The sequence below is a fragment of the Mesorhizobium sp. B2-6-4 genome, from assembly GCF_006441495.1.
Taxonomy (GTDB): Bacteria; Pseudomonadota; Alphaproteobacteria; order Rhizobiales; family Rhizobiaceae; genus Mesorhizobium.
This window is the reverse complement of the sequence record NZ_VFUE01000001.1, coordinates 408,971-427,729: the sequence shown is the minus strand read 5'-3', so window position 1 is coordinate 427,729 and position 18,759 is coordinate 408,971. Positions and strand designations below refer to the sequence as shown.

General features: G+C 65.5%; 12 protein-coding genes. 6 read left to right on the top strand and 6 right to left on the bottom strand.

The annotated features are described in order from the left end of the window. Nucleotides 1-42: 42 nt before the first annotated feature. On the bottom strand, nucleotides 43-2,844 hold the full coding sequence (locus FJ426_RS01970; RefSeq protein ID WP_140559740.1) for a [protein-PII] uridylyltransferase: 2,802 nt from the start codon (nucleotides 2,842-2,844) through the stop codon (nucleotides 43-45). Nucleotides 2,845-3,031: 187 nt separating this feature from the next. On the opposite strand from FJ426_RS01970, the gene FJ426_RS01965 reads away from it, so the two are divergent. The 3 genes from FJ426_RS01965 (at nucleotide 3,032) to FJ426_RS01955 (ending at nucleotide 6,896) form a co-directional block, all read left to right on the top strand. Beyond that, nucleotides 3,032-5,536 (top strand): heavy metal translocating P-type ATPase, encoded by a 2,505-nt coding sequence (locus FJ426_RS01965; RefSeq protein ID WP_140824717.1) that lies wholly within the window; start codon nucleotides 3,032-3,034, stop codon nucleotides 5,534-5,536. A gap of 43 nt (nucleotides 5,537-5,579) precedes the next feature. Continuing rightward, nucleotides 5,580-5,972: a DUF305 domain-containing protein gene (locus tag FJ426_RS01960; protein WP_140556843.1), complete on the top strand. Its 393-nt coding sequence runs from the start codon at nucleotides 5,580-5,582 to the stop codon at nucleotides 5,970-5,972. A 78-nt stretch (nucleotides 5,973-6,050) separates the two neighbouring features. Further along, nucleotides 6,051-6,896, top strand: coding sequence for an aldo/keto reductase (locus FJ426_RS01955; RefSeq protein WP_140559738.1), 846 nt, complete (start codon nucleotides 6,051-6,053; stop codon nucleotides 6,894-6,896). 256 nt (nucleotides 6,897-7,152) lie between these two features. Here the strand turns inward: FJ426_RS01955 and mutS are convergent, their stop codons facing one another. Next, nucleotides 7,153-9,915 (bottom strand): DNA mismatch repair protein MutS, encoded by a 2,763-nt coding sequence (mutS, locus tag FJ426_RS01950; RefSeq protein ID WP_140556839.1) that lies wholly within the window; start codon nucleotides 9,913-9,915, stop codon nucleotides 7,153-7,155. A 217-nt stretch (nucleotides 9,916-10,132) separates the two neighbouring features. On the opposite strand from mutS, the gene FJ426_RS01945 reads away from it, so the two are divergent. After that, nucleotides 10,133-12,412 (top strand): NADP-dependent malic enzyme, encoded by a 2,280-nt coding sequence (locus FJ426_RS01945; protein ID WP_140497115.1) that lies wholly within the window; start codon nucleotides 10,133-10,135, stop codon nucleotides 12,410-12,412. Nucleotides 12,413-12,454: 42 nt separating this feature from the next. Here FJ426_RS01945 and FJ426_RS01940 read toward each other — a convergent pair whose 3' ends face one another. Together FJ426_RS01940 and FJ426_RS01930 are read right to left on the bottom strand one after the other, a co-directional pair. Continuing rightward, nucleotides 12,455-13,156 carry a hypothetical protein gene (locus tag FJ426_RS01940; protein ID WP_140559737.1) on the bottom strand — a complete coding sequence of 234 codons (702 nt, stop codon included), beginning with the start codon at nucleotides 13,154-13,156 and terminating at the stop codon, nucleotides 12,455-12,457. Between the two features lie 472 nt (nucleotides 13,157-13,628). Further along, complete coding sequence (locus FJ426_RS01930) at nucleotides 13,629-14,621, bottom strand: adenosine kinase (RefSeq protein WP_140497109.1); 993 nt, start codon at nucleotides 14,619-14,621, stop codon at nucleotides 13,629-13,631. Nucleotides 14,622-14,838: 217 nt separating this feature from the next. On the opposite strand from FJ426_RS01930, the gene FJ426_RS01925 reads away from it, so the two are divergent. After that, entirely contained in the window at nucleotides 14,839-15,723 is an 885-nt protein-coding gene (locus FJ426_RS01925) for an EamA family transporter (RefSeq protein ID WP_224705481.1), read from the top strand. 418 nt (nucleotides 15,724-16,141) lie between these two features. Continuing rightward, nucleotides 16,142-16,855 (top strand): sulfate transporter family protein, encoded by a 714-nt coding sequence (locus FJ426_RS01920; protein WP_140497105.1) that lies wholly within the window; start codon nucleotides 16,142-16,144, stop codon nucleotides 16,853-16,855. Between the two features lie 11 nt (nucleotides 16,856-16,866). On the opposite strand, the gene FJ426_RS01915 is transcribed toward FJ426_RS01920, so the two are convergent. Then, entirely contained in the window at nucleotides 16,867-17,865 is a 999-nt protein-coding gene (locus FJ426_RS01915; RefSeq protein WP_140497103.1) for a proline racemase family protein, read from the bottom strand. Between the two features lie 13 nt (nucleotides 17,866-17,878). Further along, nucleotides 17,879-18,679, bottom strand: a complete 801-nt coding sequence (locus tag FJ426_RS01910; RefSeq protein WP_140497101.1) for an oxaloacetate decarboxylase — start codon at nucleotides 18,677-18,679, stop codon at nucleotides 17,879-17,881. Nucleotides 18,680-18,759: the final 80 nt, after the last annotated feature.

The window sequence follows — 18,759 nt, the reverse complement described above, 5'->3', positions numbered from 1 at the left end:
TTGGAGACTGCCTGCGCGATTGGGACAAAGTGATGGTGGCGCTCACTCGGCGGCGGCCCTGGTCCTGCTGCCGCGTTCGGAGGCCGTGCCCTCGAGCGTCGCCGTCAGCCGGTTGCGGATGGTGGTGGTGCGTGACGGGCTGTCGATCTTCTGGCCGGTGAGGTCGGTGACATAGAACGTATCGATCACCTTTTCGCCGAAGGTGGTGATGTGGGCCGACGCGATGTCGAGCGACAGGTCGGACAGCGTTCCGGTGATCTCCGACAACAGGCCCGGCCGGTCCAGCCCCTCGACCTCGATCACCGAAAATCGGTTCGACAGCGTGTTGCGGATTTCGGCGCGCGGCGCGATCCGGAAGACCTTGGCGCCGCGCTTGGGCTTGGTGCGCTTCTCGATCATCTCCGGCAGCCAGCTCTTGCCCGACAGCACGTCCTCGATCAGCCGCCCGACGCGCTCGGCGCGCCGGCGCTCGTCCTCGTCGCGGTCGAACTCCCTCGAGATCAGGATCGTGTCCAGTGCGCGGCCGTCCGAGGTGGTGAAGATCTGCGCGTCGACGATGTTGCCGCCGGCCGCCGCACAGGCGCCGGCGATCACCGACAGCAGGCGCGGATGGTCCTGCGCCAAAACGGTGATCTCGGTCACCGCCTCGAACTGGTGCGTCTTGACCATGGTGGCGAGCTTGTTGCCGGACGCATCCGCCTCGCGGATGAATTCGGCGTGGCGAAGCTGGTCCGGCAGGTCGACGGTCAACAGGTAATTCTCATAGTGCAGGCCGACATAGCGTTTGCGGATCTTGTCGGGCCAGCCGGCGAGGGCTTCGGCCAGGCACTCGCGCGCCGCCGCCGTGCGCTGGGCGCGCGACACTTCCGAGAAGCCGCCGGTGAGCAGCAGTTCGGTCTCGTAGTACAGCGTGCGCAGCAACTGGCCCTTCCAACCGTTCCAGACGCCCGGTCCGACGCCCCTGATGTCGCAGACGGTGAGGATGAGAAGCAGCTTCAGCCGCTCGACGGACTGCACGATCGAGGCGAAGTCCTCGATCGTCTTGCGATCGTTGAGATCGCGCGTCTGCGCCGTCATCGACATGACCAGATGGTTCTCGACCAGCCAGGCCACCGTTTCGGTGTCGGCGGTCGAAAGTCCCATATGCGGGCAGATGCGCCGGGCGATCCGCGCGCCGGCTTCCGAATGGTCCTCCGGCCTGCCCTTGGCGATGTCGTGCAGCAGCACGGCGACGTAGAGCGCTTCGCGGCTCTTTCTCAGTCCCGGCATCAGCGAATGCGACAGCGGATGCACCTTCTCGCCGTCGCCGCGCTCGATCTCGGCCAGCACGCCGATGCAGCGGATCAGATGCTCGTCGACCGTGTAGTGGTGGTACATCGAGAACTGCATCATGGCGACGATCTTGCCGAAATCGGGGATCAGCCGGCCGAGCAGCCCCGCCTCGTTCATGCGGCGCAGATTGAGCTCGGCGTTGCGGTCCGAGGTCAGGATGTCGAGGAACAGCCGGTTGGCCTCCTCGTCGCGCCGGAGCGATTTGTTGACCAGGCCGAGCGAGCGGGTGAGCAGCTTCAGCGCGTCGGGGTGAAACTCCAGCCCGTGCTTGTCGGCGAACCAGAACAGCCTGAGCAGATTGACCGGATCGCGCTCGAACACCTGGTCGTCGGCGATGTTGATACGGTGGTTGTCGACGATGAAATCCGACGTGCCGGCAAGCTTGCGCTTGCGGCGCTGGAAGGTGAGGAAGATGCGGTTGAAGCCCGGCACATGCTTGGCCTGCTCCTCTTCGAGCGCGGCGCAGAAGATGCGGGTCAGGTCGCCGACATCCTTGGCGACGAGGAAATAGTGCTTCATGAAGCGCTCGACCGCCGACAGGCCGGGATGCGTGGTGTAGCCCAGCCGCTCCGCGATCTCGCGCTGGATGTCGAAATGCAGCCGCTCCTCGGCCTTGCCGGTGAGGAAATGCATGTGACAGCGCACGGCCCACAGGAAATCCTCGGCCTTCTGGAACTCGCGGTATTCGGCCTGCGTGAAGACGCCCTTCTCGACCAGCTCCTCGCCGGTGCGCACCCGGTAGAAATATTTGCCGATCCAGAACAGCGTCTGCAGGTCGCGCAGGCCGCCCTTGCCGTCCTTGACGTTGGGCTCGACCAGATAGCGGCTTTCGCCGGCCTTGGCATGGCGCTCGTCGCGTTCGGCGAGCTTGGCCTGCACATATTCCGGTCCGGTGGTGCGCACCACCTCATGGTCGAAGCGCAGCATCAGTTCGTCGTAGAGCTTCTGCTCACCCCACAGGAAGCGCGCTTCCAGGATCGAGGTGCGGATGGTGATGTCGGTGCGCGACAGCCGCAGGCATTCCTCGATGTTGCGGGTCGCGTGGCCGACCTTCAGCCCGAGGTCCCACAGCATGTAGAGCATGTATTCGACTGTCTGTTCGCCCCACGGCGTCTGCTTGTAGGGCAACAGGAACAGGAGGTCGATGTCGGATCCCGGCGCCAGCGTGCCGCGCCCATAGCCGCCGACCGCGACGACGGCCATGCGTTCGGCCACCGACCGGTTCTTTACCCGGTAGACATGGGTCGCGACAAAATCGTAGAGCGCCCGGATCAGCTCATCCATCAGATGCGACAGCCGCTCGGCGCAGGCATTGCCGCCGCCATCCTGCTTCAGCATGGCCTCGGCTGTTTTGCGGCCCGCGGCGAGCCGGCCCTTGAGAAGCTGGAGAACCCCGGCGCGGGCGGCCGATCCGGAGCCGTCCCCGGTCGTGGCCGCCGTCAGCGCGGTCATCTCGCGGCGCAAGGCGTCGCCGTCGATCAGTTCATCGAGCTTCAGGGAGATTTTCGCCATGGTACCGGTTGGCCTTGCCTTTTGGGCGGCGTCTATAGCGCGTTTCCGCGGCGCTGGGTATGGGGGCGGGTTGACGCGTTTCCATGGTGCGGGACACCCGCGACAATAAAATTCAAGCCAGTCCTTGACCTTCCAGTTACTGGAAGGACTACCTCCGGCTCGAAGCAGTTTGATAGAGGCATTCGAAATGACGCATTCAGATCACGATCATCACGCGCATGGTGGTTGCTGCGCGGCAAAAGGTGCGGCCGTGGATGCGGGCGCCGTCACACGCGATCCGGTCTGCGGCATGACCGTCGATCCAGCCGCCGGCAAGCCGACATCGCAGCATGCTGGCCGTCTCTATCATTTCTGCAGCGAAAGCTGCCGTTCGAAATTCCGGGCCAAGCCGGAAACATACCTGACCGCCACCGACCCCGTCTGCGGCATGAGCGTGGACCGCGCCACGGCAAAGCATTTTCTGCGCCATGACGGCCAGGGCTTCTATTTCTGCTCCGCCGGCTGCAAGTCGAAATTCGAGGCGGCGCCGCAAACCTATCTCGGCGACAGACCGGCGCCGGAAGCGATGCCGAAGGGCACGCAATACACTTGCCCGATGCATCCCGAGATCGTCCGCGACAAGCCCGGCTCCTGCCCGATCTGCGGCATGGCGCTCGAGCCGATGGGCGTGCCGACAGGCGATGAGGGGCCAAATCCCGAACTGGTCGATTTCACCAGGCGGTTCTGGGTCAGTGCGGTGCTCTCGGTGCCCCTTCTCATCGTCGCCATGGCGCCGATGATCGGTCTGTCGTTCGAGAACCTGATCGAGGACCGGACAAAGGTCTGGATCGAGCTGGCGCTCGCAAGCCCGGTCGTGCTTTGGGCCGCATTTCCGTTCTTTCATCGCAGCTGGGACTCGATCCGCAACCGCAGCCCGAACATGTGGACGCTGATTTCGCTCGGCGTCGGTGCGGCCTATCTCTACAGCGTCGTCGCGACGCTGTTCCCGGACATTTTTCCGCATCAGTTCCGCGGCCATGGCGGGGCGGTGCCGGTCTATTTCGAGGCCGCAGCCGTCATCGTCGCGCTGGTCTTTCTCGGCCAGGTGCTAGAACTGCGCGCCCGCGAAAAGACCGGCTCGGCGATCCGCGCCCTGCTCGACCTTGCGCCCAAGACCGCCCGCCGCATAGGAGAGGACGGTTCCGAGAGCGATGTGCCGCTGGACAGCGTCAAGGCCGGCGAGCGCCTGCGCATCCGGCCCGGCGATGCCGTGCCGGTCGACGGTACCGTGCTCGAAGGCCGCTCTTCCATCGATGAATCGATGATCACCGGCGAACCGTTGCCGGTCGAGAAGGCCGAAGGGGATGCCCTCACCGGCGGCACGCTCAACAAGAATGGCTCGCTGATCATGCGCGCCGACCGCATCGGCGCCGAGACCACGCTCTCGCGCATCGTCGAGCTGGTCGCCAAGGCGCAGCGTTCGCGCGCTCCGATACAAGGCTTGGCCGACCGCGTTTCCTTCTACTTTGTCCCGGCTGTCGTTCTGGTCGCCATCGCCGCGTTCGCCGCCTGGGCGGTCTTCGGCCCAGAGCCCAGCCTGATCTTCGCCATCGTCTCGGCGGTCTCGGTGTTGATCATCGCCTGTCCCTGTGCTCTGGGCCTCGCCACGCCGATGTCGATCATGACCGCTACCGGACGCGGCGCGCATGCCGGCGTGCTGATCAAGGAGGCCGCCGCGCTCGAACGCTTCGCTTCCGTCGATACGCTGATCGTCGACAAGACGGGGACACTGACCGAAGGCCGGCCGAAACTGACAAATGTCGTGGCCGCCGATGGGTTTTCGGAGGAGGAATTGCTGGGCCTCGCCGCGAGCCTGGAGAAGGGCTCGGAGCATCCCCTGGCCGAGGCTATTGTCGAAGGCGCCGCGACCCGCGGTGTAAGGGTCGCCGAAGCCAATGGCTTCGAGGCGGTCACCGGCAAGGGTGTTTCCGGTGCCGTTTCGGGCAGGAATGTAGCGCTCGGCAACGCCGCGATGATGCGTGATCTCGGTGTCGACGTGTCCACCGTTTCGGCCGTGGCCGAGGCGCTACAAGGCGATGGCAAGACGGCGATGTTCGTCGTCGTGGACAGGAAATTGGCCGGCATCGTCGCCGTCGCCGATCCGGTCAAGGCGACCACCGCCGAGGCGATCAAGGCCCTGCACGACAGCGGCTTGAGGATCATCATGGCGACCGGCGACAATGAGCGCACGGCAAACGCGATCGCCAGCAGTCTCGGCATCGACGAAGTCCGCGCCGGCCTGTTGCCGGAACAGAAGGGCGCGCTGGTCGAGGAATTGCGCGGCAAGGGCGCCGGCGTCGCCATGGCCGGCGACGGCGTCAACGACGCACCGGCCTTGGCCGCCGCCGATGTCGGTATCGCCATGGGCACCGGCGCCGATGTCGCCGTCGAAAGCGCCGGCATCACTTTGGTCAAGGGCGACCTCAACGGCATCGTGCGTGCCCGCACACTGGCGCAGGCGACCATCCGCAATATCAGGCAGAACCTGTTCTTCGCCTTCCTCTACAATGTGCTTGGCGTGCCGGTTGCGGCCGGCGTGCTCTATCCGCTGACCGGCACGCTGTTGTCGCCGATGCTGGCGGCGGCGGCGATGAGCCTGTCCTCGGTTTCAGTGATCGCCAATGCGTTGCGGCTGAGGACATTGAAACTTTGAGCCGATCCCCCAAATACGAAACCCGATCAACAGGAGACCATCAATGACCTTGGCCAAAAAAATCGTGCTGCTGCTGATGGCGGCTGGAATGCTGGTTGCCGTCTTCCTCGAAAGCGTTCCCGCACAGAGCGAAGAGATGAAGCACGACATGGCCGGCATGGCGACGGGGGCGGAAGGCCCGTCGACCGCAGGCTACAAGGCGGCTATGGACAAGATGCACGCCGACATGATGGCCTCCAAATACACCGGCGACGCCGACGTCGATTTCGTCCGCGGCATGATCCCGCACCACCAGGGCGCCATCGACATGGCCAAGGTCGAACTCGCCAACGGCAAGGACCCCGAGATCCGCAAGCTGGCCGAGGCCGTCATCGCGGCGCAGGAAGCCGAGATCAAGCAGATGCAGGACTGGCTCGCCGCCCATCCGGTGAAGTAAGCTTTCGCGGCTCGGCGAGAACGCCTCTGAATTTCTCGTCCGGCCTGTGATGCGATCCCGTCTCAACTGGAGCCTGCCATGCCATCGAGCGTCAGAACCACCACGCTGCCCTGCGGCGAAGCCATCCCCGTTCTCGGCCAGGGCACCTGGAAAATGGGCGAGGATTCGCGCCGCCGCGCGGAGGAGGTGAATGCCCTCAAGCTTGGTCTCGATCTCGGCGTCAAGCTGATCGACACCGCCGAAATGTACGCCAGCGGCGGCGCCGAGGAGGTGGTGGCCGAAGCCATTGCCGGGCAGCGTGCCGAGGTCTTCCTGGTCTCGAAGGTGCTGCCGTCCAACGCCTCGCGCGCCGGCGTGCAGCGCGCCTGCGAAAACAGCCTGAAGCGCCTCGCCACCGACCGTATCGATCTTTATCTGCTGCATTGGCCGGGCAGCGTGCCCCTGGCCGAAACCGTCGAAGCTTTCGAGGCGCTGAAGAAAGCCGGCAAGATCCGCCACTGGGGCGTCAGCAATTTCGACACCGGGGAGATGGAAGAGCTGGTCGGCCTGCCCGACGGCGGCAACGTCCAGACCAACCAGGTGCTCTACAATCTGGTCCGGCGCGGCCTTGAGTTCGATCTGGCGCCCTGGAGCCGGAAACGCGGAATTCCTCTTATGGCCTATTCGCCGGTCGAGCAGGGCGCCTTGGCGCGCAATGCCAGTTTAGACGCGGTCGCAGACCGCCACGGTGCGACCGCGGCACAAATCGCACTGGCCTGGGTGATGCACCAGGATGGCGTCATCGCCATTCCCAAGGCCAGCAGCCAGGACCATGTCCACCAGAATGTCGCGGCACTCGACATCGAGCTCACAGGCGAGGACCTCGCCGACCTCGACCGCGCCTTCCCGCCGCCGAGCCGCAAACGCGGGCTGGAGATGATCTGAGCGTTATCGGTGAAGCTGCCAATCTCCCCCCTCGAGGGGGAGATGCCCGGCAGGGCAGAGGGGGGCGCTGTCCCGCCAACACATCAATTTTTACAACGACGGCTTCCGCGCTGGCATACTCCGGCGAGCATCGCCAGAGGGCAAGTTAATCAAGGCCGCCACTCTACGAGGCCCCCCCTCTGTCCTGCCGGACATCTCCCCCTCAAGGGGGGGAGATTGGCGGTTTCGGCGATACCGCCATGCCAGCAGGTTCAATTTACATCCCCGCCAACCCCTTCAACCGATAAAGCGCTTCCAGCGCTTCCCTCGGCGTCATCTCATCGGGATTGATGTCACTGAGTGCGACGCCCAGCGCATCGCTCTTGACCGGCTTCTGCGCTTCCCGCTTCACCGCCACGGAAAACAGCGGCAGGTCGTCGACCAGCCGGTTGGTCTTGCCCGAAACCTCGCCTTCCTCGAGCTGGTGCAGCACTTCCTTGGCACGGTCCACCACCGCCTCCGGCAGGCCGGCCAGCCGCGCCACCTGGATGCCGTAGGAGCGGTCGGCCGCGCCCTTGCCGACCTCGTGCAGGAAGACGACGTCGTTCTCCCATTCCTTGACCCGCATGGTGACGTTGTGGAGCCGCGCCAGCTTGCCGGCAAGCGAGGTCATTTCGTGGAAATGCGTGGCGAAGATCGCCCGGCAGCGGTTCTTCTCGTGCAGATATTCCACCGCGGCCCAGGCGATCGACAGGCCGTCGAACGTGGCGGTGCCGCGGCCGATCTCGTCGAGGATTACCAGCGCCCGTTCGCCGGCCTGGTTGAGGATCGCCGCCGTCTCGACCATCTCGACCATGAAGGTCGATCGGCCGCGCGCCAGATCGTCCGAGGCGCCGACGCGGGAAAAGAGGCGGTCGACGACGCCGATATGAGCCGATGTCGCCGGCACGAAAGAGCCGGTCTGGGCCAGGATGGCGATCAGCGCGTTCTGCCGCAGGAATGTCGATTTACCGCCCATATTGGGGCCGGTCAGCAGCCAGATCGCGCCGTTCTTGGCGCGGCCCTCCGGCGACAGGTCGCAGTCATTGGCCACGAACGGCCCTTCGCCCGAGCGCCGCAGCGCCTGTTCGACCACGGGATGGCGCCCACCCGAAATCTCGAAGGCAAGGCTGGCATCGACCAGCGGCCGGCACCAGGCCTCGCTTTCCGACAAAAGCGCGAGCGCCGCCGACACGTCCAGCACGGCGAGCGCATCGGCCCCGGCGCGGATCTTCTCCGCTTCGCCGACCGCTTCCGCCGTCAGCGCGTCGAAGGCGGCAAGCTCGATGCTCAGCGCCCGGTCGGCGGCATTGGCGATCTTTGTTTCCAGCTCCGCCAGCTCCGTCGTGGTGAAGCGCATGGCGTTGGCCATGGTCTGGCGGTGGATGAAGCGCGCCTTGGCGCCATCGCTGCCGGTCATCACCGCGTGATGGTTGGCGGTCACCTCGATGTAGTAGCCGAGCACATTGTTGTGCCGGATCTTCAGGGACCGAATGCCGGTCTCCTCGATCAGCGAACGCTCCAGCCCGGCGATCACTTTTCGCGACTCGTCGCGCAGCGCCCGCATCTCGTCGAGCTCGGCGTTGTAGCCGCCTCGGATGAAGCCGCCGTCGCGCTTCAGCAGCGGCAGTTCCTCGCCAAGTGCCTGCGTCAGATGCCCGGCAAGCGCGTGCGGCAGCGCCCGGATGGCGGCGAGCGCCGCCGCCAATTCCTGGGGCAGGGCGGTCGCGGCAAAGACCTCCGCGATCGCGCCGGCCGCCTCGAAGCCGGCGCGCAGCGCGCCGAGGTCGCGCGGGCCGCCGCGGTTGAGCGCCAGCCGCGACAACGCGCGCGGCATGTCGGCGACGCTCTTCAGGCTCGCCCGCACGGTCTGGCAAAGCCGCGTCTCGGAACGGAAGAACGACACCGAATCCAGCCGCGCGGCAATTGCCGCCGGATCGGTCAGCGGCGCCATCAGCCGGTCGGCGAGCAGCCTGGCGCCGCCGCCGGTCACCGTGCGGTCGATCGCCTTGAACAATGAGCCTTCACGGCTGCCCGACAGCGTGCGCAGGAGTTCCAGGTTGCCGCGCGTCGCCGGGTCGATGAACAGGGTCGAGCCGGCCTCCTCGCGCTCGGGGCGCGACAGCGGCGGCCGCTCGGCCTTCTGCGTCTTTTCGACATAGGCGATGGCGCCCGAGATCGCCGACAGCTCGGCACGGGAAAACGCACCAAAGCTGTCCGGTGTCGCCACCTCGAAGAAGCGGGCGATGCGCGCGGCCGCCGAGGCCGAATCGAACAGGCTCGGCGGCTGCGGGTTGGCGACGCGGCCGAGCATGTCGAATACCGGTCGCAATTCGGGATCGTGGAACACCGGATCGGCGACGATCAGCTCGCGCGGATCGACGCGGAAGATGTCGGCCAGCAGCCGGTCGGCGGTGGTGTCTGTGACCCGGAAAGCCCCGGTCGAAATGTCGATCCAGGCCAGGGCAAAGCTTCCTTGGGTCCCGGTCGCGCCGCCGCGCTCCCCACTTCTTGGATCGCCGCCGCCCTTCACTCGTCCCAGCGCCATCAGGAAACTCGATTCCGACGGCGCCAGCAATTTGTCCTCGGTGATGGTGCCAGGCGTCACCAGCCGCACCACATCGCGGCGCACCACCGATTTGGAGCCGCGCTTCTTGGCTTCGGCCGGATCCTCGATCTGCTCGCAGACGGCGACGCGGAAACCCTGCGCGATCAGTTTCTGCAGATAGTCGTCCGCCGCATGCACTGGCACGCCGCACATCGGGATGTCGTGTCCCTGATGCTTGCCGCGCTTGGTCAGCACGATGCCGAGCGCCCGGCTCGCCTTCTCCGCATCCTCGAAGAACAGCTCGTAGAAATCGCCCATCCGGTAGAACAGCAGCGAATCCGGGTTCGCCGCCTTGATCTCGATGAACTGCTCCATCATCGGCGTGACGCCGCCAGCGGCTGCCGGCGTGATCGCCTCGGGAGCGTCCGGTTCGTTTTGAATGTGCATGTTCATGCGCTCACGCTAGCAGATGTGGCGGCGGGGTTTAATGCCGGCCATTGGAAAAGCAGGGGAAGAACGGAGATCAACCACCATTGAACGCCATGCGTCCTTCCGACGCCAGTTCGGTAACGCTTGGCGGTTTACACGCGGCGGCGCGTAGTCTTAATTCGGAATCACACAAGGCACCCGCCTCAAGGAGGTGCCGCATGGCGAGGAAATCAAAAGCATCATGGCAAGGAAAACCGAAAACAGCGGTCCGTCCGTCAGCGCGCAGGAAGCGCTCGAATTCCACGCCATGGGGCGGCCCGGCAAGCTCGAGATCGTCGCCACCAAGCCGATGGCCACGCAGCGCGATTTGAGCCTCGCCTATTCGCCTGGCGTCGCCGTGCCGGTACTGGCCATCGCGGAGGATCCCAGCCGTGCCTTCGACTACACGTCGCGCGGCAACATGGTCGCCGTCATCTCCAACGGCACCGCGATCCTGGGCTTGGGCAATCTCGGCGCGCTGGCCTCCAAGCCGGTCATGGAGGGAAAGGCGGTGCTGTTCAAGCGCTTCGCCGACGTCGATTCCATCGACCTCGAGGTCGACACCGAGGACGCCGACGAGTTCATCAACTGCGTGCGCTTCCTTGGGCCCTCCTTCGGCGGCATCAACCTGGAGGACATCAAGGCGCCGGAATGCTTCATCATCGAGCAGCGGTTGCGCGAGCTGATGGACATCCCGGTCTTCCACGACGACCAGCACGGCACCGCCATCATCTCGGCCGCCGGCCTGATCAACGCGCTGGAGATCACCGGCCGCGACATGAAGACCACCAGGATGGTCTGCAACGGCGCCGGTGCGGCCGGCATCGCCTGTATCGAGCTGATGAAGGCGATGGGCTTTGCGCCCGAAAACATCATCCTGTGCGACACCAAGGGCGTGGTCTTCCAGGGCCGCACCGAAGGCATGAACCAGTGGAAGTCGGCGCATGCGGTCAAGACCGATGCGCGGTCGCTGGCCGAGGCGCTGGACGGCGCCGACGTCTTCCTCGGCCTTTCCGCCAAGGGCGCGCTGACCACCGCCATGGTGCGTTCCATGGCCAAGAACCCGATCATCTTCGCCATGGCCAACCCCGATCCCGAGATCACGCCCGAGGAAGTGGCGGAGATCCGCACCGACGCCATCATGGCGACCGGGCGTTCGGATTATCCCAATCAGGTCAACAACGTGCTCGGCTTCCCCTATATTTTCCGCGGCGCGCTGGATGTGCGGGCCACCACCATCAATGACGACATGAAGATCGCCGCCGCGCGTGCGCTTGCCGACCTGGCACGCAAGGACGTGCCCGACGACGTCGCCGCAGCCTACCAGGGCAACCGGCCGAAATTCGGCCCCAACTACATCATCCCGGTGCCGTTCGATCCGCGCCTGATTTCGGCCATTCCGCTGGCCGTCGCCAGGGCGGCGATGGATTCTGGCGTCGCCCGCAAGCCGATCCTCGATCTCGACCGCTACGCGCAGGAGCTGTCGGCCCGCCGTGATCCGATCGCCTCGACCTTGCAGCGCATCTATGACCGTGTGCGCCGCCAGCCCAAGCGCATCGTCTTCGCCGAGGGCGAGGAGGAGCAAGTGATGCGCGCCGCCGTCTCCTATGTGAACCAGCGGCTCGGCACCGCCATCCTGCTCGGCCGCGACGACGTCATCAAGGAGAACGCCAGGCACGCCGGCATCGACCTCGACAAGCAGGGGCTGGAGATCATCAATGCTCGCCTGTCGCGCCGCAATTCGGTCTATACCGATTATCTCTACGAGCGCATGCAGCGCAAAGGCTTCCTGTTCCGCGACTGCCAGCGCCTGATCAACAACGACCGCAACCATTTCGCCGCCTGCATGGTGGCGCTGGGGGATGCCGACGGCATCGTCACCGGCGTCACCCGCAACTATTCCACCGCGCTCGACGATGTCAGGCGCGTCATCGACGCCAAGCCCGGCCACCGCGTCATCGGCGTGTCGATCGTTTTGGCGCGCGGCCGCACTGTGATCGTCGCCGACACAGCCGTGCACGACATGCCGAACGCCGAGCAGATCGCCGACATCGCCGAGGAGGCGGCAGGCTTTGCCCGCCGCATGGGCTATGAGCCGAGGCTCGCCATGCTCGCCTATTCCACCTTCGGCCATCCCCACGGCGAGCGCTCCGAGCGCATCCAGGAAGCCGTGCGCATCCTCGACAAGCGCCGCGTCGATTTCGAGTATGACGGCGAGATGGCCGCCGACGTCGCGCTCAACGCCCGTGCCATGGCGCAATACCCGTTCATGAGGCTGACCGGCCCGGCCAATGTGCTGATCATGCCGGCCTTCCACTCCGCCTCGATCTCCACCAAGATGCTGCAGGAGCTCGGCGGCTCGACGGTCATCGGCCCGCTGCTGGTCGGGCTGAACAAGCCGGTGCAGATCGTCTCGCTGAACGCCAAGGACAGCGATATCGTCAACATGGCGGCCATCGCGGCCTACACGGCGGGGACCTGAGGAAGGTCCGCGCGTCGGATGCGAAAGCTGCGGCGGATCTGCTTAACCCGCGGAAAACACCCGCGCCGCCTCGACGACCTCCTTGACCTGGTCTTGCCGCAGCAGGTCGATGGGAATGCGCTCGTCGAGCAGCGCCGAGGGGCGGGTCAGCCACAGCCATGCCAGCCTCGGATTGCCGATCAACGACAGCACGTCTCGAATGCCCGCCACCGGCCTGCCGTCCACGAACTGCGCCAGCGGGAAGACGTGCTTGCGGCCGCCCTTGCGCAAGGCGACCACCTCGCCCCGCCTTTGCCAGCGGTGCAGGGTCGAGCGGGCAATGCGCAGGTGTTCCTCCAGATAGGTCGAACCGGAGACCCGCCCGGCCCAGTCTTCGATCAGCATCGATTCGAGATCGTCGGACTGGGTGCGCGGAAGCGGGGAGGCGGGGCCGTCGAAACCCGCCGACGGATTTGTGGCGCCCGCGGAGCCGGCTTCGCTGCGGCGCGCGGCTTCCGCGGCCAGCGCACGCACGAATTTCGACGCCAGCCCCGGAAGGTCGGCATGAATGGCATCGATGGCGCGCTGATGCGTCGGCGATAGCAAGGTGACGGCTGACGCTATGCTGCCGGCGATCTTGCCAACCGAGACCATGGTGGGTTTGTTGATGGCCTCGTCATAGTGGGCGAGCGCCCGCTCGACTTTCTCCGCGACCATGTCCGCGAAGTCGTCTTGTTTAAGACCGGTTATGTGAAATCTGTTCATGCATCTGTCTTCTGGCCGCGAGCGCTCCTCCCCGACTGCGCCCGTTGCTGAATTTCTAATGTGGAAAGCGGAAATCGCGGCGGCAACAAATCCGGCCGCCCGACAGCTTGCTTTCTTGCATCTTGGCACCCCAACTGGTTGAGGGCGCCCAAATGTCAGTCAAAGGGCGCCCAGATTGCGTGTAGGTGCGATGTGTGACAGCCGCGCGACGGTGAAGCTGCCGATCTCCCCCCTCGTGGGGGAGATGCCCGGCAGGGCAGAGGGGCGCGCGAAGGATCGCTAGGTTGCGGTGGTTCCCTTCCGCGTGCCCATACTCTTCGAACTGGCGCCCCGACATGACAGTACGCTCATGCCGTTCATTTCGGGCTTGGCGGCAGTGTAGAACCCTGGATATGCCAGCGGGACAGCGCCCCCCTCTGGCCTGCCGGCCATCTCCCCCACGAGGGGGGAGATCGGCAGCTTCACCGCCCCCCTACAGCAGCCCCGCCAGTTCGGCCTCGCGACGCAGATTCTGCCTTGGCCTCGGCCCGATCTGCTGGATCACCAGGCCGGCCGCCAGTGAGCCGAGATCGCCGCAGGTCTTGAGGTCGCGGCCCTGCGTATAGCCATGCAGGAAACCCGCGGCATAGAGGTCGCCGGCGCCCGTCGTGTCGACCAGCTCCTTGATGGCGGTCGCCTGGATGACGACGGTCTCGTCGCCGCGCGCGATGACGGAGCCTTTTTCCGAACGCGTCACGGCGGCGACTTTGCAGTCCTTCCGGATCCGGGCCAGCGCCTCGTCGAAGGACGAGGTCTGGTAGAGCGACTTGATCTCGTGGCTGTTGGCGAAGACGATGTCCACGGTGCCCGAGCGCATCAGGTCGAGGAACTCGTCGCGGTAGCGGTCGACGCAGAACGAATCCGACAAGGTCATCGACACTTCGCGGCCCGCCGCGTGCGCCAGCTTGGCCGTCTGCCGGATCGCCTCCTTGGCGCGGGGCGGATCCCACAGATAACCCTCGAAATAGGTGACCTTGGCGCCCGACGCCTTGTCGGCCTCGACGTCCTCCGGCCCGAGCTCGACGCAGGCGCCGAGATAGGTGTTCATCGAGCGCTCGCCGTCGGGGGTGACGAAGATCATCGAGCGCGCCGTCGGCGGCTCGCCCTGAAGCGGCTTGGTGTCGAAGGCGACGCCCTGGGCGTGGATGTCGTGGGCATAGATTTCGCCCAAAGCATCGTTGGAAACCTTGCCGAAGAAGGCGGCGCGGCCGCCGAAGGAGGCAACGCCGGCCGCCGTGTTGCCCGCGCTGCCACCGGACGCCTCGATCGCCGGGCCCATGCGGCTGTAGAGTAGCTCGGCGCGGTGCGTGTCGATGAGGTTCATCGCGCCCTTGATGATGCCATTGGTCTCCAGGAATTCCTCTTCGCACTGGGCGATGATGTCGACAATCGCATTGCCGATGCAAAGCACGTCATAGTCCGGCATCAATGTCTCCGCCAAAATCCGCGCCGGCTTCTTGCCATGCCGGCCGGGCGCGGGTCTAGCGATTTGCAACCGGTTTGCCTAGGCCATGTTCATATCGCCTGACGCCTAGGCGCTACGACAATTCGGTCGTGGCCGAAGCATTTCACCGCGGCTTTGCCTAAAAAGGGCCGTTCGATCCCGGCCCGAAGGCGGCAAACCCATGCCTGCAAGAAACGACATGAACACCGATCTGGCGCTGCTCGCCCTCCTGGCGGTGCTTTGGGGCGCCTCCTATACGTTCATCAAGATCGGCGTCGAGACGATCCCACCGGTGACGTTCATCGCCGCCCGCACCTTGATCGCGGGCGCGATCCTGCTGGCCATCATCCGCTGGCGCGGGCTCGCCATGCCGGGCGATGCAGCGAGCTGGCGTCGTTTCGCCTTCCAGGCGTGCCTCAACAGCGTCATCCCGTTCACCCTGATCGCCGCCGCCGAGCGCTCGGTGGATGCCGGCCTCGCCACCATCCTCAACGCGACGTCGCCTATCTTCACCTTCCTGTTGACCGCGCTCATCACCCGCCATGAACCGGTGACGCTGCGCAAACTGATCGGCGTCGGCGCCGGCATTGCCGGCATCTGCCTCATCGTGGGCACACAGGCGCTGGGCGGTCTCGGCCATGAACTTTGGGCGCAGCTTGCCATCGTCCTTGCAACGGTCTGCTATGCGGGGGCGGCGATCTTCGGCCGAGGCTTCAAGGGCCTCGACCCGATGCTGCCCGCCGCCGGCTCGATGCTCTGCGGCGCCGTCATCCTGGTGCCGCTCAGCCTCGCCGTCGACCAGCCCTGGACCTTGGCGCCGTCGACGGCGTCGATCCTGGCCTTGCTCGGCCTGTCGGTGTTTTCGACCGCGCTGGCCTTCGTCATCTATTTCCGCCTGATCCACACGCTGGGCTCGGTCGGCACGACCTCGCAGGCCTATCTGCGCGTGCCGATCGGCGTCGGCATCGGCGCCGTTTTCCTTGGCGAAAGCCTGGGTTCGACGGCCTGGCTCGGCATGGCCTTCGTCGTCGCCGGCGTCGCGGCCATGACCATTCCCACCCGCAAGCCGGCGCTCGCACAATAGGCAGACAGGGCAATCGCCTCAGACCAAATGGCTCCGATTGTCGAGGTAGCGCCGCCCCTCATCCGCCTGCCGGCGTTCGTCACTCGAAAAGCCAAGCAGTTGGCTTTTCGTCCGCTTCGCGGACCGCTCCTCCAACTCCCCGTAAGTGATGGGGAGAAGGGCGCTGTCATCACTGATTTCGCCAATCACTACGTTGCGATGGAGGCACCGGGGTTGCCGCCAGCTCCTCTCTCCCCGTTCTACGGGGAGAGATGTCCTGCAGGACAGTGAGGGGCGGCGCCGGCGCTCGCAAGAGGGGTGATGCGGAGAGTTCGAAACCTGAAACGACCGCCTTGACCCACGGCAGGCAATAGAGCTTGTGACCGGCGAACCTGCTGCCTATCCTCCCAGGGGCAATCCGTCGAAGCGAGGAAGCACCGTGATCTCCAGCGCCGCCCGCGCCGCCGCCGGCCAGTTGTTCTCGCCCGAATTGCGCGCCGTCTTCCTCAAGACGTTAGGCCTGACTGTGCTTGCTCTGGTCGGCCTGTGGTTCGGGCTGACCAGCCTCGTCGAGTGGCTGGCGCTGCCATGGCTGCACACACTCTTTCCCGGCCTGCCGTCCTGGGCCGGTTGGCTGGGCGGCATCATCGCGGCCATCGCGCTTGCCTTCGGCATGGCGCTGCTCGTCGCGCCGGTCACGGCTGTCGTCGCCGGGCTGTTCCTCGACGATGTCGCCGAAGTGGTGGAGCGTACCGACTATCCCGGCGATCCGCCCGGCCGCGCCATGCCGGCGCTGCGCTCGCTGGTGTTGGCGATAAAGTTCTTCGGCGTCGTCGTTTTGGGCAACATCGTTGCCCTGCTGCTCCTGCTGGTGCCGGGCATCAACATCGCCGCCTTTTTCATCGTCAACGGCTACCTGCTTGGGCGCGAGTTCTTCGAATTCGCCGCTATGCGCTTCCGTCCGGAAGAAGAGGCCAGGGCCTTGCGCCGGCACCATGCCGGGACGGTCTTTCTCGCCGGCCTGGTGATAGCGGCCTTCCTTGCCGTGCCGGTGCTCAACCTGGCGACGCCGCTCTTCGCCGCAGCCATGATGGTGCATCTGCACAAGGCGATCTCGGCCCGGCCCGATCGGGGGAGCAAGCCGTCCCGTTGATGCGCCAGTCCCTACCGCAGCAGAAAGCCGCGCCCCAGTTCGTCGTCGGGCTCGACGATGAATTCCGCCCGGCCGCAATAGTAGGCGCGGCCGCCGACGCGGGCGATGATCGCTTCATGCGGTCCGGCTTTCGCCGTCCGCGCCACCGCGCCGGAAAAGCGCGAGCCGGCGATGCTCTCGAAAGTGCGTGTCTGGCCTGTTGCGATCTCGCCCTTGGCATGCATCGCCGCCAGCCGGGCGGTGACGCCGGAGCCGGTCGGCGACCGGTCGACCTGCGCCTCGGCGAAGACGCAGACGTTTTTCGTCGGCTCACCCGAAAACGTATCCCGCCCGTCCGTCAAAATGGTGCCGTAGAGAAAGGCGAGGTCGGCATGGTCGGGGTGCGACAGGTGGAATTCCTGCTTCAGCCTTTCGGACAGCGCCGTCGCCGCATCGACGAAATCGCGCACCCGATCGCGGCCGAATTCCAATCCGAACTGGTGACAGTCGGCCAGGGCATAGAAGGCGCCGCCATAGGCGATGTCGAAGCCGATCGCGCCGTAGCCGGGCAGCTCGATCTTGCGGTCGCGTGCGAACAAGAAAGCCGGCACGCTTTCGAACGACACAGCACCTGCCTTGCCGTCGCGCACCTCGACCGAGGCAATCACCATGCCGCAGGGCGCCTCGATGTTGACCATCGTCACCGGTTCCCGCTTGGTCACCAGCCCTTCGTCGACGGCATAGCGGCCGAGCGCGACGATGGCGTGGCCGCACATAGTCGAATAGCCCTCATTGTGCATGAACAGCACGGCAAGGTCGGCGCCCGGCAAATCGGGCTCGACCAGCAGCGCGCCGTACATGTCGTAATGGCCGCGCGGCTCGAACATCAGGATTTTCCGGAGATGATCGAAATGGTCGCGCACATGGGCGCGCTTTTCCAGGATCGTGCCCTTCGGGATATCGGGATAACCCCCGGTGACGATCCTCAGCGGCTCGCCGCCGGTGTGCATGTCGACGACGGTCAGCGTCATGTGTTCGGCCCGCTTATCCCGATTTGCCAAACAGCGCCTGCAACTTGCCGAAGGGCATGGCGGCGCGGGCGAAGCCGAACGTGCCGTCCTGCTGGATCTCGCGCGCCGCCGTTTCCAGCATGCCATAGGCGAAGTTGGTGAGCCACGGCCCAAGCGAAACGCGCTTTGCCCCGGCAGCGGTCAGATCGGCAACGGTGAAGTCGGGCCTTGCCATGACGTTGACCGGCTTGCTCACCGCCGAGCAGACCGTGCGCACCATCTCGACGTCGCCGATGCCCGGCGCGTAGAGCACGTCGGCGCCCGCCTTCTCGAATGCCTGCAGCCGCTTGATGGTGTCGTCGAGGTCGGACTTGCCCCAGAGGAAGTTTTCCGCCCGCGCGGTGAAGACGAAATCACGCTTCAGCGCGCGAGCCGCTTCCGCCGCCGCCGCGACGCGCTCCACCGCGTGCGAAAAATCATAGATCGGCTTGTTCGGGTCGCCGGTGTGGTCCTCGATCGAGCAGCCGGCAAGGCCGGCGGCTTCAGCCGCGAAGATGGTTTCGGCGGCCTGCTCGGCGCTGTCGCCCTTGCCGCGTTCCAGGTCGGCCGAAACCGGCAGCTCGGTTGCCGCCGTCACCTCGCGGCAATGATGGATCATCTGGTCGAAGGTCACCGCGCCGTCCGGCAGGCCGCGCGAGAAGGCGAAACCGGCGCTGGTCGTCGCCAGCGCCTTGAAACCGAAGGATCCAAGCAGCTTCGTCGTGCCGACGTCCCAAGGGTTGGGCATGACGAAGGTCGAGGCATGCAGGTCGCGAAAGATCTTGCCCTTGTCCATGGAAGTTCCCCCATCGTGTTGAGTGCGATGGCGCGGATTTTAGCTTGCCCGCCTTGCCCGGGCAAACGAATGCAGTTGGC